Source organism: Mesorhizobium sp. M0968, assembly GCF_040319065.1.
In the GTDB taxonomy this organism is placed as follows: domain Bacteria; phylum Pseudomonadota; class Alphaproteobacteria; order Rhizobiales; family Rhizobiaceae; genus Mesorhizobium.
Genome location: NZ_JAMYNL010000030.1, coordinates 34,668 through 50,834 on the forward strand (window position 1 = coordinate 34,668; position 16,167 = coordinate 50,834).

The 16,167-nt window shown below is 58.0% G+C and carries 9 protein-coding genes and 3 pseudogenes; 6 read left to right on the top strand and 6 right to left on the bottom strand.

Features of this window, described 5'->3' with window-relative positions; genetic code table 11:
- The first annotated feature begins 405 nt into the window (after window positions 1–405).
- From NKH67_RS29410 to NKH67_RS29420, 3 genes are all read left to right on the top strand, one after another.
- The gene (locus NKH67_RS29410) at window positions 406–1,851 is read left to right on the top strand and encodes an undecaprenyl-phosphate glucose phosphotransferase (RefSeq protein WP_352473808.1); all 1,446 of its coding nucleotides are present in this window, start codon (window positions 406–408) and stop codon (window positions 1,849–1,851) included.
- A gap of 398 nt (window positions 1,852–2,249) precedes the next feature.
- The gene (locus tag NKH67_RS29415) at window positions 2,250–3,422 is read left to right on the top strand and encodes a PqqD family peptide modification chaperone (protein ID WP_352473806.1); all 1,173 of its coding nucleotides are present in this window, start codon (window positions 2,250–2,252) and stop codon (window positions 3,420–3,422) included.
- On the top strand, window positions 3,419–4,420 hold the full coding sequence (locus NKH67_RS29420) for a nucleotidyltransferase family protein (RefSeq protein ID WP_352473804.1): 1,002 nt from the start codon (window positions 3,419–3,421) through the stop codon (window positions 4,418–4,420). The genes NKH67_RS29415 and NKH67_RS29420 overlap by 4 nt, the downstream gene beginning before the upstream one ends.
- A 640-nt stretch (window positions 4,421–5,060) precedes the next feature.
- On the opposite strand, the gene NKH67_RS34230 is transcribed toward NKH67_RS29420, so the two are convergent.
- The 3 genes and pseudogenes from NKH67_RS34230 to NKH67_RS29430 all read right to left on the bottom strand — a co-directional run bounded on the left by NKH67_RS34230 (window position 5,061) and on the right by NKH67_RS29430 (window position 8,693).
- Window positions 5,061–5,144, bottom strand: coding sequence for a hypothetical protein (locus NKH67_RS34230; protein WP_502893828.1), 84 nt, complete (start codon window positions 5,142–5,144; stop codon window positions 5,061–5,063).
- A gap of 1,207 nt (window positions 5,145–6,351) precedes the next feature.
- Window positions 6,352–6,549 (bottom strand): annotated as a pseudogene (locus tag NKH67_RS29425) (hypothetical protein); the annotation flags it as partial.
- Between the two features lie 401 nt (window positions 6,550–6,950).
- A complete protein-coding gene (locus NKH67_RS29430; RefSeq protein ID WP_352473803.1) occupies window positions 6,951–8,693 on the bottom strand; it encodes a right-handed parallel beta-helix repeat-containing protein in 1,743 nt (580 codons plus the stop codon).
- A gap of 377 nt (window positions 8,694–9,070) precedes the next feature.
- Between NKH67_RS29430 and NKH67_RS29435 the strand changes: the two are divergent.
- Both NKH67_RS29435 and NKH67_RS29440 read left to right on the top strand, forming a co-directional pair.
- Window positions 9,071–9,353: pseudogene (locus tag NKH67_RS29435) on the top strand (DegT/DnrJ/EryC1/StrS family aminotransferase); the annotation flags it as partial.
- A gap of 1,225 nt (window positions 9,354–10,578) precedes the next feature.
- Window positions 10,579–11,400: a LuxR C-terminal-related transcriptional regulator gene (locus NKH67_RS29440; protein WP_353032401.1), complete on the top strand. Its 822-nt coding sequence runs from the start codon at window positions 10,579–10,581 to the stop codon at window positions 11,398–11,400.
- A 584-nt stretch (window positions 11,401–11,984) separates the two neighbouring features.
- Here the strand turns inward: NKH67_RS29440 and NKH67_RS29445 are convergent.
- The 3 genes from NKH67_RS29445 to NKH67_RS29455 form a co-directional block, all read right to left on the bottom strand.
- A complete protein-coding gene (locus tag NKH67_RS29445; RefSeq protein WP_502893827.1) occupies window positions 11,985–12,737 on the bottom strand; it encodes a LuxR C-terminal-related transcriptional regulator in 753 nt (250 codons plus the stop codon).
- A 727-nt stretch (window positions 12,738–13,464) separates the two neighbouring features.
- Window positions 13,465–14,121, bottom strand: a complete 657-nt coding sequence (locus tag NKH67_RS29450; RefSeq protein ID WP_352473800.1) for a Crp/Fnr family transcriptional regulator — start codon at window positions 14,119–14,121, stop codon at window positions 13,465–13,467.
- 586 nt (window positions 14,122–14,707) lie between these two features.
- Window positions 14,708–15,382, bottom strand: coding sequence for a protein-L-isoaspartate(D-aspartate) O-methyltransferase (locus NKH67_RS29455; protein ID WP_352473846.1), 675 nt, complete (start codon window positions 15,380–15,382; stop codon window positions 14,708–14,710).
- 297 nt (window positions 15,383–15,679) lie between these two features.
- Here NKH67_RS29455 and NKH67_RS29460 point away from each other — a divergent pair.
- A pseudogene (locus NKH67_RS29460) lies at window positions 15,680–16,167 on the top strand (helix-turn-helix domain-containing protein); the annotation flags it as partial.

Genomic DNA, 16,167 nt, shown 5'->3' on the forward strand with positions numbered 1-16,167 from the left:
CGGGTTCGGCGCTCAGCGGTGCCCAAAAAAAGAGAAAGAGCGGCAGTTTCGAACCGGTCGCTTCCGTCGGAGCGTCCGCCGCTCCAGGCCTGCGCGCGAGAGCATATCATTTCGAGGTACTCGAAAGACTAACAGGCGCCGGAAGCGGGCAAGGAAGGTCGGTGTGTCCGCCGGCTCTACCCTTTGGGGTTAGAGCTTATGCCGAATTGGATTCGCGCAGTGTCGCTGCCATGCTCTGGCCATTCCCCGTGCTACCGCAGCCACCGCAATCGAACTTCGCGTGAAGGGGCAATGATCGCAGGCGAGGGGTGCCACGTCACGCTGGGCACTCCGGTGGTTTTCAGCAGAGGAGGGGGGTCGTCCGATGTTGGTCGATGAATGCGGCTTCGAACGCAGGTGAACGTCATGGCACTTCTTCATGAAGGCCCCCGTGCGGGCGCCACGTCAAACGCACCGCGGTGGAACGCGCCCCTCAAGGTCAATGTTCTTCTGCAGTCGTCTCCGCTTCTCGAGGCAATGTCCGTCGTGCTGCTCAGCATCGGCTCGGGAATGGTATATGATCTTGTGAGTTTCGGACATTTCGGCGAGTACGGCCGGAACTTCGGGCTCGGTGTTGTTGTAGCCGCCCTTTTTTCGACTTCCGCATATGCGCGCGGCCTGTATCTGAGTTCCGAGCTGCGGTCGCTGGCCTCTCAGATCAAGGAGGTCGCGCTGATCTGGACGGCGGTCTTTCTTTGCCTGTCGGTTGTGGCGCTTGCACTCAAGGTGGGAGACATGTTTTCGCGCCAAGCCCTCATGCTGTTCTTCGTGACGGGACTTGGCGGCATCATCTTCGTGCGCCTTGGCGCCGGACGACTGTTTGCCTCGCTGACCAGGTCGGACATGCTTGCCAAACCGCAAGTAGTGATCGTAACGCAATCGGACGTGCGCGTGCCAAGCGGCGTTGTCCAGGCAATCGAGGCTTCCGGATGCCAGGTCTGCCAAACGATTGCATTGCCTGCTGCATCCAGCGAGAGCTCGCTCCTTGAGTGTATGGATAAGCTCATTGAACATGTGCGTCGGCGTTCGGTCGACGAGATAGTCCTTGCTGTCAGTTGGGCTGACATATCCCTGATTGAGAAAATCACGGCCCACCTTTGCGTGGTCGCGGTACCCGTAAGGCTCCTACCGGACCACGTCGTTAGCGCACTCTTGAAGCGACCTGTCGTCAACCTGGGGGGGACGAGGGCGATAGAATTGCAAAGCGCGCCCCTGACGGCGCCTCAGCTCCTGATGAAGCGGCTCTTCGATCTTGTGCTGACCACTGTCGCCCTCCCATTTCTTCTGCCCCCTTTGGCCGTTGTTGCGGCGCTGATTGCGCTCGAATCCAGGGCGCCGGTGCTCTTCTGTCAGCGTCGGGCCGGGTTCAATGGCCGCACGTTCAAGATCTATAAGTTCCGAACGATGACGATCCTGGAGGACGGGCCCATTGTCCATCAAGCCTGCAGGGGCGATCCCCGCGTCACCCGCGTTGGGCGCATATTGAGAAGGTTTAGTATCGACGAGATTCCACAGCTATGGAACGTGCTGAAGGGCGACATGTCGTTGGTAGGCCCACGGCCGCACGCGCTCGCGCATGACAGCGAATACAGCCAGATCATCTCTCTTTATCCGGCTCGGCACAAGGTGAAGCCGGGGGTCACCGGCTGGGCACAAATAAATGGCTGGCGCGGCGCGACGCCTGATGTTTACATGATGATCAAGCGTGTCGAACACGATATGTGGTACGTCAACAACTGGTCGGTCTGGCTCGACGTAAAGATCCTGCTTCTGACCATCCCCCGCATCTGGACGGGGCGAAACGCCGTCTAGCCCAACTTTGCCGATTTATGTGGCAAGTGATTGATTTGCAAGGAGTGGCGGCTGGCCGACGACCCATCGATTGACTGCCAAGCGACACCCCACTCGGAAAAAGCGAACCTCTTCTTCGGTATAAATTGAATACGACTTTGGGTGAGGCTCGACACCATGAGAGGTGCGGCTCTACTACAAAAGGCGCTGTTACAGAACAACTGAATGCAAGCGATGATCAGGGCGAAAAACAGCGACCGCTCAATGCATAACCTGCGACTTCAAGCAAAAGTGCCCGCACGGCAACGGCATTGGCAAGTTACCGCTTTGGGAGCGGAGGGGGAATGCCATCAAGATCGTGTCTCTCTGGTCGTGAGTTCCACTCGAATCGAACGATCTCCACGCCCAGACAAACGAGGATGACGGCTTCTGTGGGCCCTCAACAAACCCGAACCACTGACCGAACTGCGGAGCCTCCCCTTGTAGAGTACGCTACGGCGAGGTTAGTTCCCCAAGGTCGGCTTGCATGCATCAAAGGGCAAAACATCCTGCTCAGTTCAACGCAGGGGGTAGTCTTTGCGCTCAATGACACTGCGGCGGATATCTGGCGCTCGCTTGAAGAAGGCGTGCCGGTCCAGGCTATCTTGGGCGAGATGGCAGCCCGTGGCGTTGATAGGCAAGAGGCCTATGGCTATGTCGAGGCTGCCCTTCAAGACTGGGAACGGCTCGGCCTAATCCAGCCTGCTCCACCGCCGTGCCCAACCGCAGCTCATCAACATATCTGCCAGGTCGTTGCTGTTCCAGGCGTGTGTGTGCGCATACTGTATCCGGCTGCCGTCGCCTTTCCGGCCGCGACCGTATTTCAGCATCTCGAAGTTCGAAACAGGGCCGTCGACGTCCTATTCCATCTGGTTGAGCGTGGGCAGCGGATCCACCTGTTCCGGGATGGCCACTGGACTGATTCCTGTGGTCGAGACGAGATACCCATTATGGTCAAAGGGCAACTGCTGGCCGAAGTGCTTGGGCACAGTGAATATGAACTCGCCCTGCATGCGGCGGCGCTGTTCAAGAACGGCCGCACGCTCCTCCTTTGTGGTAACCCTGGCTCGGGCAAGACGACCCTGACATTGGCGCTGGTCCACGCGGGGTTTGGCTTCGCGGCAGACGATGTGACACTTCTCGACTCGGCCGGACAGGGTATCGGCCTTGCTTTTGCGCCTTCAGTCAAATCGGGATCATGGTCCATTGTCGGACAATATTTCCCCGAACTCGGCAGGTCTCGGGTTTACCGGCGCCCCGATCGCAGGCGTGTGCGTTTTCTTGTGCCTAGGGATCATGTCCCTCCCGTTCCCCGGCCCGTGGGCTGGGTGGTCTTGCTCTGTCGGACGCAGGATGCCAAACCTTCCTTGCGCGTGATTGACCCGAGCGAGATCCTGGGTGGCTTGCTGAACGGCGCCTTTGCGCGGAATAAAGAGCTAAGTAGCACTGCGTTCGACGCTCTTTGCCAAGTCATCCGATCGGCAGAGGGCTTTTGCCTGACCTATGCCAAATTGGGTGACGGGTTGGAACTGCTGAAGGCGGCGTGCCGATGAAGCCTACCAGGGACGCGTTCGAGTCCCTGATCGCGGGACTTAACGGGCGCCTGGTGGTAACGGCCGACTGGCTGGCGGTGATTGCACTCGCCAACCACACTCTGCTTACGCCCGTCTTGTGCGCCACTCTTGCGCACACGGGCCAGCTTGACCGGCTCCCCGAAGAAGTGGGCCAGTATCTTCAGTTCATTTACGGCTGCAACCGGGAACGCAATTTGCGCTTGCGCAGGCAGCTGAATGAAGCCGTTGCTGCCCTCAATCAGGGGAGCGTCGTTCCGGTCCTGCTCAAAGGGGCCGTTCCCTTGTTCCTTTCGTCGAGCGGCAGGGTTCCCGACAGAATCATGAGCGATCTCGACTTGGCTGTGGAAACGACAAAAGAAGGGGCTGCCCGGGCTTGTCTTGCCAAGCTTGGCTACGCCGAAGTGACGGTCGCTGGTGGCATGGCGCGCCCGCAAGATGTCGGTCTCCTGGAGCTCCGGCCGTACCGGGAGATTGACCGCCAGCCCCCGAGGCTTGCCCGCCGTCACGGCCTTAGGGTGAAAATCCCCGCCCCACAGTCGAGGGCCCTCCACTGGATCATGCATGATCTCATCAAGGAGGCGGACTACTGGCGCGGAAGGACCGACTTTCGCCACCTTTATGATCTGGCACGGCTGGCGGAACAGCATAAGCTGGATTGGGCGGAGCTTCGAACATGCTTGCCCGATCAGAATGCGCGGAATGCGTTCGATACTCAACTCTTGGCCTTGAGTCACTTCTTTGGCGTCAGAGCACCGGCGCAATATGTGCGGCGTCCCTTGGTTCGCTTTCAACACTGGCGGCGCGTCTTCCCCTTGTACCATCCCGTCCTCGGCGTTCCATTGCGCCTGGTCGGCAATTCGCTGTGGGGTATGTGGCGACTCCTACATGGCGATGGCTCGGGCCGACGGAGTCCGCTCGACTTTGGACGCCGCGCAACCAGCATCCTCCTTGACGGCGATCTCGGGTCAAAAATGTAGTAATACTTAATTTCCTGGTTGTATCTTGATGGCGGCTTGTCTTCACAAAATGCATATGTCAAGTTAGAGCGTTGGAGTTGTTACACAATGATAGGAGTACATTCGATGGAGAGCGGGAAGTCTGCCAAAGGAAATACAGACATCCAAGTGCCGGAAGAACAGGCGCGTCGAGAATTTCTAAAGAACGCCGGGCGTTTTGCTGTTGTAACACCTCCATCCATTGCTCTGTTGCTTGGCACGAGCTTAAACTCGCAAGCTATTGCCGCATCGCATGGCGCGCGTCCCGGGAATGGATTGGGCGACACGGGCCACGTCCACTCTGGTCCTCCTAGGCACAATCCTTAGAATGGTTGCTTTGGTCGTTCTGACCGTTCCTCGTCTCTGCGGTCTATCCTGATCCCGTCTAAGCAAGGGTCGACCGCAAGGAGGTCAGTAGCGCATGCCGAGACTGAACGCGTCCGTTAGAGGTTGCTCAAGTAGGACAGCACGGTCAGCGCGCCGCTAGCAACGACCACTTCCGCCGGCATACCGGGCCTGAGTTTTTCCATACCGGGCCTGAGTTTTTCGCGGGACCTGTTCGGGGAACTGAGAGACCTACACGGAACCTTTCAATTCGTAGTAGGGCTCTCGCGTCACTTCCTCATGGGGCGCGTCCGCCGGCAACGGTCTCCACCTCGCCGATCGCAACCGGCGTCGAGCGAGCCTTGAACGAAGGCAGTCGCATCTCGGCAGGAAGGCCCTCGGCAACATTGTTGATGTCGACCGGCGACTCTTCGCCGGACGGTCAGAGTGTCGTCATCAGGGATGATCTCCATCAAGGGTTCCCCGGCGCGAACCGACGGCTCGTATCGTGTGTACCTTAAAGCCGACAACGCCCCGGACCGCGGTGCGCGCTCGGTCGGTTGAGCACGTCATCTGCAACGTGCACCTTTTCGCCAGCTTCGGCGAGGCTGGCGACATGTCTCGGCAGTCGTGACCAGTTGCTGCCGTCGCTCGTCGCCCGAACGTAGCGCCGGCACCGCGGCAACCCGTCTGGGATGGAGGGCGCGCCGGACGGCCGGCGTCAGAGGCAGGCGTCCGGGCATCGGCGGGTTCTCCTGGAATATGCTTTCCAGGCGCGCATGGGCGCTGCGCGCGGACACGATACTTTCGATTGCATGATCTCGTCGGGGCAGGCGCCCGACCATAATGAGTGACGCCGCAAACAGGCAAACAGGACGCGCCCCGAAGATTTCCTGGTTGATAGCCAGGTACGCACCGACTCCCATAATGGCCGTTTGAATGGCCATGCGCAGAAACTTTGGATAACGCAAGAAGAGTGCCGCTGCGCTTGCCCGCGCAGACGGACTAACTGAGCCCTTCCTCGGGGATACCGGTGCACGATGACCTATCCCGAGCCGCCGGCGCTACCGTCGGCCGTTCCCAAAGCGGCCTGACGGCATGCTACGACGGCTCGCTATGGCGCAAGATGTCGACGAGACCGAAGTACGATCGGGTAGGTTGGCGTGGAAAAGGCGGGGCTATGGGCTCTGGATGCCCGCGCATCTGCCTTCCTGCTGGTTAGGAGAGGGACAGCCCGCCAGGCGGTCAATTGTAGGTTGGCCGACAGACGGGTGCTCCCGCGGCGCAACCGGACGCGTTTGCCTGGAGAGAAGCAAGCACCGGTTTCCTGCGGCTATAAGGCGTGCCGAGGCGCATATGCGGAATCGGCGGCTCGCTCACAGTGACGATAGAGCTGTTCCCGACCCGCAACGGAGATCTGAGCCTTTAGCGATTCGACCGGATCGTAGTGCCGGATGGATAACCTCGGAATTACACGAACTTGTCAGTGCCGAGACGTCCGCTGCTTCGAGGATCAGAGTATCCGTTCGATGAGAAGCCATGTCGCGCGACGCCGGCGACCCAGGCGCCGGCAATGACGCAGTCGACACGTTATAGCCCTCGGGCAGTCCCAGGATGAAATCATGAAACGCCGGCGAGCGATGCCCCCTCCATGGGGATAGCCGGATCGGCGAGCGCGATGTTCTCGCGAATGGACCGGTTGAAGAGCACGTTCTCTTCAAAACGACGCCGATCTCGCGTCGAAGCCAGGTTGGGTTGACCACCGGCACATCGACGCCATCGACCAGCTTCACAGGCCGGCTCGCTTCGACACATCATAGGCCTGCGCCGCAAGGCTTGGGAAAGACGTCGCTCGATGGCCGAAAGAGCCAGTTCCTCTCGACGCCACGGCGTCAGACGGGCATTCTTGTGAATATTGATTTAGTACCCTCCGGTTAGTGCTGAAAGTCGGTAACTCCAGTCTCCTCGGTTCGGTCCGCATCGACTACAACGGAAAGCTCACAACTCGAGTCCGTTCCATCCCGATGACATCGGGATGGAACTCCATTGAGCGTGATCTTCTCCGAAACCGGGCTCCCCTTTTTGGTACGCTGACCTTCGGTTCGGGATCATGGCTTTTGAGGTACTGTGATCCAGTCCTTATTTGCCAGGGCAGCCCTCGCGGGATGTTAGTTCCCCGCATAGTCCTTCAGGTCACAAAAAACGAGGCTGCGGTGAGCGACAGATGTGGAGAAAGGGTGGCGAACTGTGTTTGAGATGCGCCGCCGGCCCCGTCACTGTCGAAAGAGAGCGCCCCAGTTTCACTGTTGTAGATGATATGATCGGAACTGTCATGCGCGGCTGCACCAACAAAGAAAGCTTTGGATGGAAGCCCTCCCGGCTGAAGCCCGGCAAAAACGGTATCGCTGAGATGGAACGTGTCCAGGGAGCGCTTGAAGTCGGTGATCTTGTCGACATTGCCGGCTCCAAGAGCAGTATTGAACGAGAAGGCATCGTGGCCGCCGTGACCGGTCAAGACGTCGGCGCCAAGCCCGCCGTTGATGACATTGTTGCCGGCATTGCCCTCGATCGTCTGGGCGAACTCGTTGCCGGTGAGGCTCATCGTCTTCGTGCCGGACGGGTTGTTGGTGGCGAGATGCTCGATTTCCGAGCCGGCCGAAAGCGCATAGCTCACCGAGGCGATCACACTGTCGTTGCCGCCGCCCACTGCCTCAACCACCTTCTCGTTGGCATTGTCGACATAGTAGGTGTCGTTGCCGCCATAGCCGATCATCGTGTGGCCGCTGGTTCCATGCAATACATCGGCGCCGCTGGTGCCGTACAAGGTCCCATCGCTGGTGTCGCCGGAAGGAGGGACAGTCCCGGTTCCAGATCCAGTGTCAGTCCCGGTCGAGCCAGTGATTGAGGAAGTGACGCTCGCGTCCGTGACAGTGCCGGTCGAGCTATCCGCTGCGTAGTCCCAGGTGAACTGGTTATCGACGTGTGCCACTGGGGTCGCCGTGGGATCCTCGTGCACGTCGGCCACGACCGCCTTTGACGCGTCCCAAATGATGTTGTTGGGATTGCCAGGGTTGGTGTAGCTCGAGTTCAGGATGCTGACCCCACCGGAGCTTACATTCCAGATCAGTCCATTCGACGAGGGAAGCCCGCGGCCTTGATCCTCATCGATACCGTCGAACGACCTCGTGTGATCGAAGGTCACATCGCTCGCGTAGGAAGAGAACGCGCCATTGCCCTGATGGATGGCGTCAACGTGATCCACCCTGCCGCCGGTCGATCCGTTCTCGAACATGACGGCCACTCCGGTCTGAGAGTTGTTACCGTCGATCACCCCATTTGAGATCGTCGTATTCGGGCTGCCATATACCGAGACGATGTCCTCCGGATGCGAACTGCCGGCGTCGTTTACGGCATGGAAGTCGGTTAGCGAACTATTGCCCGAGTTGTTGAACTGGACGAACTGACCGCGCGGCATTGGGCCATGGAAGTCGTAGCCATCGACGCGTGAAAGACTCGCGCCGGGCGAGTTCACGAGATAGATGCCAGTCGAGCCTTCCCGCACTGTGGTGTTATGAACCGTCAAGTTCGAGGCGTTTTCTGCGTTGATGTTGTTGATGTTCGGGCTCGTCTCGGGGTCGATTCCCGCCGGCGGGTCGGCGTTGATGACTTCGGTGTTCTCGATTGTGACGCCGTTTGCGCCCGATACCACCACCCCGTCACCGTCGACGTGATGAATAAGACAATTGCGCAGGATGACATTGTCGTGCGTAATCGTGACCGCGTCCCCGTTGGTGACGTAGATGTCAAGATTTTCAATCACCTGGCCATCATACTGCGATTGGATCGGTGTGGTGGTGTAGGTAAGACCCTGCGCCGGCTGCGTCGTTGCCGTCGATGCGGAAGTGGTGGAAATGGGAGCTTCGGTCGTCACTCGGCTGCCTCCGTCGTCGCGCGTAAGTTGTTCAACCTTTCCGAGTGTGTCCCCAGTATTTCCTTGTTGCGACTCATCGATCTCATGTGTTTCTCCAGTTAAAGTAATCTCTAAAGTATCTCCAAAGACACTCACGGACAATAAAACGACAATCTATCGTCTTAACGAAATTCTGACAATACAACCAGAAATTTCATGTGGGGATATAATGCTAACGTTCATGACCATAATACGGCGTTGATAAGGCTATACTGAGACTCTCCCGGGCGATTGGCCTTGCGCTCAAGCTTGCGCCTACGTCGAGTTGCAAACGTCGTCGAGTATGTCGGATCACGCGTGAACTTACCCCCGAGGACAGGAGACAAGGTCATGCACGCATGAACGTTACCGATACGGTCCGGCACAGCTCGAAACAGGTGATCTACGAGGGCTATCCTGAATCGGCTACAACTACCGACGGACCGACCTGCACGCTGCCATCGGCGTGAGCAACTGCAACGGCTTCCCGCACTCGTCACGCGGCGGCAGCTTGCGGCGCAATTCGGTGAGCGCCTTCGCGACATCGCCCAACTGGAGACACCTACCGAGCCTTGCTGGACTCGCAGCAATTGGCAAAGCTACTGTGTGAAATTCCCCCACTGGTTCGACCAGCGGCCCGTCTGCCTCCGGAAGGGCGCGGCGTTTGCCTGTTGCGATACCGAGGCGATGCGGGAGCACCTCGCCGAGATCAGTCGGAGCGCCGACGACGGCGCGCATTCGGTGCTGATCCTGATCAGGCCGGATCTAAGTGACGCGGCCGGACAACATCACTCTGATGTTCGTGCCGCGCGCTCACTGGAACTGAACCCAGTCGAACCCCGCGGCAATTCATGACAAGGGGCTCTCCAATGTATATTCAAGGACTACGACGAGATCCTCAATCATTGCTGCGCCGCGAGGAACAAGCTCCTTTTCCAACTCCGGAGGACCTGCGGGCCCGGTGAGCCGCTGTCGCAATGTGGTTCTTGGCGCAGCAAAATGTGCGAGACCGTGCCGTCTGGGCGACAGTTTTGATATGCGCCCGCGCGGCGTGCTGCCGCCAGTCTGACAGCAATTGGTACAGGCTCGATGATCGGAATTGAAAAGCGCGAGCGCAATGCGACTGCCTGCACGGCAAGCAGTCGCACCGATGACGATTGCCTCTGCCGCATCCTCAGCCTCACACGCGCGAGCCAGGGCCCGCTTCAAGGCGGACGGAATCCATTAGTCCGACAACGTCGCCTTGTGTAAGTCGCTCGCCGGTAAGAGAGCCTCGTAACCATATTTGGCCACCCGCTCCAAGACCAGCCCCGTGTAGTCGTCACGACCGAGAATCGGAGACCGTCGCTTGCCGCTTCGATCGTTCCTGCCTCGGCGATCCCGGCAACCGGAATGCACGACTTTAGGTGCAACTGGTCCATTCCAGGATCCCCGGCGCCGTGGTTCGCCGTGGTTCTGCGCCGTCATTCTGCTATGTGGACGACCTGATGCACGGCTTGACGCGTCAGATGAATTAAGACGCGAATCGACCAAGCTCTCAACCTTGGCAATCATATCGAGGTAGCCATAGCGGAACGGGCCGTCTCATGTGTTCCTTTCATCGGCGCGCGGGAAACCAAGCCCGGTAATCCTCGCGGCCGCGCAATCCTTTGCTACGATAGGCTGAGTCGATGAAACCACGAGCTCGGGTTCTTGACCAAAAGCCCCAGGTTGAAGATTCGGATACGCCTCGATGATGCTGCCCTACGCCTAAAGAGGGTATTTTGGTGTACGGTTTTCCTGGCGTAAGGTTAAAAAAGAAACTGTGCGGTTGGCGCGTGGAGCACCTAATCGGCGCGTGTATCCCAATCGCGCCGGGTGAGAATCGATGATGACAAGGCAATCTTTCATAACCGTGCTTGTCGGGCCAAGCGAGTTACTTCGAGAAGGTGTTAGTCGAATCCTGAATGAAGAAGATTTTCGTGTTCTTTTCTCTACGGCTTCTGTTAACGATCTTCTGCAAAAGCCGCTACCGCATCACCGGTCGATCTTGCTAATCATAGATATCGGCGGTGCTGATGCGGAAGCTGAATTCGCGCAGATTGCTGAGTTTAAGGCGATTTACCCAGCCAGCCATGTCGTTGCGCTAGCTGATCACTGTCGCACGACCGATATAGTCTCAGCCTTTCATGCGGGGGCTGACGGGTATCTGACAAAGATCGCTGCTTACGACACCTTCATCAAAGCCCTCGAATTGGTTATGCTTGGGCAAACGGTACTACCTGCAGAAACTTCGATGGTTATTGAAGGTATAAGACAAGGTTCGAAAGATGAACCGATAGCTGATGAGTTACCAGAGGTGGAAGGTAAATTGGATAGTAGAGATCAAGAATTGGTAATTTTGTCGAATCGCGAGAACTGTATTCTGCGCCGTTTGATCCATGGGGAGTCAAACAAAGCCATCGCGCGCGAAATCAACATTGCCGAAGCTACGGTGAAGGTACACGTCAAAGCCATACTTAGAAAGATTCGAGTCCGCAACCGAACACAGGCTGCAGTTTGGGCGATGAATCATGGTATGCTTACTCGACCGTCTGGCAACGGCGCGCCGGGGAACGATACGCTGGTACCTCAGGAATCTCACCACCGGCATGATCTACTTGAAGCAAAAAATGCATACCTCGTTTTCGACAATCGTCCTCCTATCTGACCTGCGACAGAGCTTCGTTTTGGCTGGTGCACTTTCCGAAGCCTCGTTCCCGATCAAGGACGCATGGGCTCAAATCATTCCGGGCGATGGCCGAAGAAGCGGTGGAAACTTTATCACAGGGGCGTATCACTTAGGTCCGGTTGTTTTTTACCCGTTGTCCTCTCTGGCTCAACAGCGGTGGATTCCGAATTAGATCGCCTCAAACAGTTTAAACTCTGCGTGATTGACAAAAATCATAAGAATGACGGATATTTACTGCCATTTTGAATTTGAGGGATTTTTCATTAAATGGGCCAAACAAAAACTGTTTCTGGTTTGTAGTTCAGCGAAACCCGGATAGGAACGGTTGAAGGCGGAGAATGCGGCCTCCTGGTTTGGAAATGCGACCAACCGGTGGCGGTCCTTATCCAGATCGAAGAGGAAGCTTACTCCACCAAGGCAATGGCTCCTCGAAACGGGGTTCGGGCTGCTGAGCGCGTCTGGCTAGACAGCCGTTCAGCTGCCGATTCCGCCCTTGGACCTTCAGCAGTAGAATGCGGCCGCGGGACTCACGCAAGTTGGGAGGTTACGCTTGGGCTCACTCCTCAGCCAGAGTTTCCTTCTGCGAGAAGATCGTTGACCTTGCAGGCGACTTCCGTGCGGTTGGTCGCCTTTAGTTTCTTCATGATATTGCGGATGTGGACCTTCACCGTGCTTTCGCGTAAATTCAGTTCGTGGGCGATCATCTTGTTCGCCTTGCCGCGCCGGAGCGCTTGCGCAACCTCGGCCTGCCTAAGCGTGAACATGCCTGCCAAAGGCTGCGTGTCGCTGCTGCCCGAATCTATCAGGTGCCGCATAGCAAGGACACTGCTCGCCGGCACGAAGATGCCTCCCGCTGCCGCAAGGTTGATAGCCTCGACGCAGACATTGATTGCAACAGAGGTCGGAATGTAACCGCGTGCACCGCATTCGAGAGCGGTCAGTATCTGGGCAAGGTCTTCGGTGTCGGCCAGGACGACCACAGGGACTGATTTGAACTCGCACGAAATATGCCTGATCTCGTCAGCGATGCCACGATCGGTGACCTTCCGACTGCCAAGGTTGAAGAGTATGGCTGCAAGGGGAGGGGCCGATCTCTTTCTGACGCGCCATTCCTCGATGGACCCCAAGGCGGCGACATCCATGCCGAGTTCGTGGTCCACGAGAGCCGATGCGAGACACTCGCGGTCCAGAGCCCTTCCGTCCAAGATGAGGAGGCATTCCCTGCCTGTCTGCCCTTGGTCGATTCCCGGTCCGCCGGACGGAACTTCTGACTGACTGGCCGAATTACAATTGTGCAGTCCTGCCGTGGCACCCATGTCAATACTCCCTCTTTCCCACACAAGCCGTCTCGCGCTGGCCGACATGATTTCCGCATTCTCTCGCAGTGAAAGTTTGGTACTGCGCGTTTTGAAGGGTCGAGACTCGATTACCCCATTTGCGTCGTTGTCAGTTCCCCAACCCCCAGTGATACCCAGCGTGGGGTAAGTGTAGGGGTTATTTATAAGCAGTCTCTAACATAGATTGCTTTTTTGGTAATTTTCAGGGAACCGATGCCAAGCTGGACCCAAAGGGCTGGATTCTGTGCGAAAGGCGCATGCATTGGACACCCAGCCATCTTCAGCCCAGCAGACAGCCGAATCTGGATCAGCGTGTGCCTCCGACATTTCATAGGCAGACCAGAACCGCCGAAAGTGCCGTTGACATTGTCGGGGGACAGTGCTGGCAGCATTGGCTCCCCACTTTAATCGAGCAGGCCTTGGTAAGCGGTCCTCTGCGCATAATTTGGCAGCACGCCGCACTCGCGCGATAGGCCGAGTTGCCGCGGCCACGATGATCTCCCTTGTCACACTTGGTCAGCACGCACGGGTTGCGTTCCGCTCGGCCCAACCGTCGACCGCCTCGAGCCGGATACCGCTGTCGTCGAGACGTCAGGCGTCCTGCGCACGACCAGCCCTCCATAAATGTCGTCTCGAACTGTTCCGGCGACGGAACGACCGTTTTCATTTTGGCGTCCATGCGCTGGCGTTCAAAGAGAGATAGCCGCTACCTGAGGTACTCGCTGTCGAATCCGGCTGTTTCGACCAGCTTCTTGCGGTTGATCACCTCTACATGGCCTGACTTGAAAGAGACGAGATCGGCCTTGCGGAGCTCCCTTAACGTTCGGTTGACGTGAACCGTGGTCATTCCGAGGATGTCGGCCAGTTCATGCTGGGCAAGAGGACACTCATATCTTCCATCAACCGACAGCTCAACCATGGAGAGCCTCTCTTCCAACTCGAGCAGGAAATGGGCGGTACGCCTCATCGCGTTCCGCCGCCCGGTATTTATCAGATGTTCGGCAAGGATGGCGTTCAGGCGCGCCAGCGAGGAGGCGATCTTCTTCCCGATTCGGCCGTCCGACAGGATCGCCTCGACCAGTTCCTTACTGGAAATTTCATAGACAGCTAGTTCGGTTATGGACGCCAGCGACGCAAGACGGGGTCCGTCCAAACCACGGTAACCGACAACGTCCCCCTTGAGGGGAGTGTCTATGATCTGCCGCTCTCCGTCTGGCAGCGCGTGATAAAGTATAGCCCAACCCGATTTTACAATGAATATCTCACCGTTGTCGTCTTCCTGGCGGCATATCACCGAATGGGGTTTATAGGTTTTTGCGGTAACACCGAGAAAATCGTTGTTCCCCCACTCGTCCTTCGACAACGTTCCCCCTATGGGATGCGAGCACATGAACTCCAATAGTGTCTGCATGAAGAATCGGCGAGTTTGATTTTATTTCCATACGACTACAATAGTTTCTCCCGGATAAAGTCGGCCGAACGACCTCTTAGCGTAGGGGAGGGGTGGCCTAATGTCCTCGTCTGTTTGAATGAGGTAAACTGCGTTTAGATCAAGGTGTTGCAAGCATCAGGTGGTTAAGTCTCCCCGCTTGAGCGAGACGATCCACGGCAAGGCCTGCAGAAGTGTGGTATCGAGGGCCGTATGGCGGGCCTCCTCGACGCGCGTGTCGTCGTGCATAATGACAGATGTCGCGGAATCATTTTGCGCCTCGGTCGTGAGGAAATCCCGCGGACAGGCATTCGCCCGCAGGCGAGGCCGCCGAAGACTGCGCTTCCTCAGCAGACTATGCTGGCGCCGTATGTCGCAGTTAACTCAGGCCACGCTGCGGATAAGCGTGCCACAAGTCTGCGACGTGTTGTTTCTCGCGTTCACAAAGGGCGAAGAAACGCGGAAGGCTGGCATCTGATTGACGGCGGAAAAGCGCGGTCGCGTCAGTTGTCGCACCTCACTAGACGGTTTCGAGCCGGCCGAACCGAACCGGGATGAGTTTCCGGGTCTCGAGCTGCCCTGCCGCATCCTTGTCGATGACAGTCAGAAACTGTGCTTCTTTAGATCCCAAAGGCAGAACCAGCCGTCCCCCCGGCTTGAGTTGCTTCAGAAAAGCCGGCGGTGTCTGCTCAGCCGCCGCCGTGACCAGGATCTTGTCGAATGGGGCGTGCTCGGGCCAGCCGCGAGACCCGTCTCCGACACGAATGCCGACATTGGATAAGCCTAGCTCCTGCAGGAGAGCCTCCGCACGGCTTACGAATTCCTCGATGATTTCTACGCTCCAAACCTGCCCGGCGAGTTCCGCGAGGATTGCGGTTTGATAGCCCAGGCCAGTGCCGATCTCGAGGACCGCCTCGTGCGGTTGGGGAGCGAGGAGATCGGTCATGAGAGCGACGATGAATGGCTGCGAGACGGTTTTATCGAAGCCGATCGGCAGCGGCATGTCCTGGTAAGCATAAGGTGCAACCGAGGCTGGCACGAAGCGATGCCGCGGCACTCGCCGCATCGCTGCCATCACCCGCTCATCGAGCGCTGCCTTGCCGAGTTCTTCGCTTGCAAGGTCGGTATGGATTGCAATCATCTCGACCATGTGCCTGCGTAGGACCGCAAGGTGCTCTTCGTTCATTGGCTTCATGACGGTGGGGCCTTCCTCAACCAGCTTGCTGCCGGTGAGCATTATATCCTGTTCGTCACGGTAGCGCCCGCCATCGTTTCCATTACGGGTGCCCACGGCAAGCGTGGGTGACCGTCTTGGCAGGCTATCGCCGGCGGCGACCCTGGAGATTCTTGTCGATGCCGGCTCAATACTCCCCAGACGTGCCGTTTGAATCTTCCCCAGTTTAGCGCTGTCGCCGGTCTTCCGGAGCGCGCTCCGGGAGACCGGCGGCGCGTGATCGTTGATGCTTCTCCTGATGGTCGGGAGAGGGATTCGGTGATCAAGATCGGGGAGATGATGATGATACTGGATTTGCATCGGCAGGGCCTGTCGCTGTCGGCGATCGCCAGGGAGAGCGGGATCGACCGCAAGACGGTGCGCAAATACATTGCGCGCGGGCTCGAGGCTCCGGCCTACGGACCACGCAAGCCGCGTCAGGCGGTGATCGATCCCTTCACGGCCTATCTTCGCGAACGTGTCACGCGATATCCTGGGCTCACCGGCAGCCGGCTTTTCCGCGAACTGAAGGACCTCGGCTATGGCGGCGGCTACACGGCCGTTACCGACTTCCTGCGCGACGTCCGTCCTGCCGCGGCGGAGCGTGGATACGAGGTTCGCTTCGAGACCCCGCCCGGCGAGCAAGCGCAGGTCGACTTCGCTCAGTTCAATGTCGTCTTTGCCGATGAGCCGACCACGCCGAGAATCGTCTGGCTATTCTCGATGGTGCTTGGCTTCAGTCGCCTTATCTGGGCACGCTTCGTCGT

Excerpts from the sequence above, each read along its gene's own strand:
- NKH67_RS29410 (WP_352473808.1), top strand. The coding sequence starts at position 406 with ATGGCACTTCTTCATGAAGGCCCCCGTGCGGGCGCCACGTCAAACGCA.
- NKH67_RS29415 (WP_352473806.1), top strand. The coding sequence starts at position 2,250 with ATGACGGCTTCTGTGGGCCCTCAACAAACCCGAACCACTGACCGAACT.
- NKH67_RS29420 (WP_352473804.1), top strand. The coding sequence starts at position 3,419 with ATGAAGCCTACCAGGGACGCGTTCGAGTCCCTGATCGCGGGACTTAAC.
- NKH67_RS34230 (WP_502893828.1), bottom strand. The coding sequence starts at position 5,144 with ATGCGACTGCCTTCGTTCAAGGCTCGCTCGACGCCGGTTGCGATCGGC.
- NKH67_RS29440 (WP_353032401.1), top strand. The coding sequence starts at position 10,579 with ATGATGACAAGGCAATCTTTCATAACCGTGCTTGTCGGGCCAAGCGAG.
- NKH67_RS29445 (WP_502893827.1), bottom strand. The coding sequence starts at position 12,737 with ATGGGTGCCACGGCAGGACTGCACAATTGTAATTCGGCCAGTCAGTCA.
- NKH67_RS29455 (WP_352473846.1), bottom strand. The coding sequence starts at position 15,382 with ATGAAGCCAATGAACGAAGAGCACCTTGCGGTCCTACGCAGGCACATG.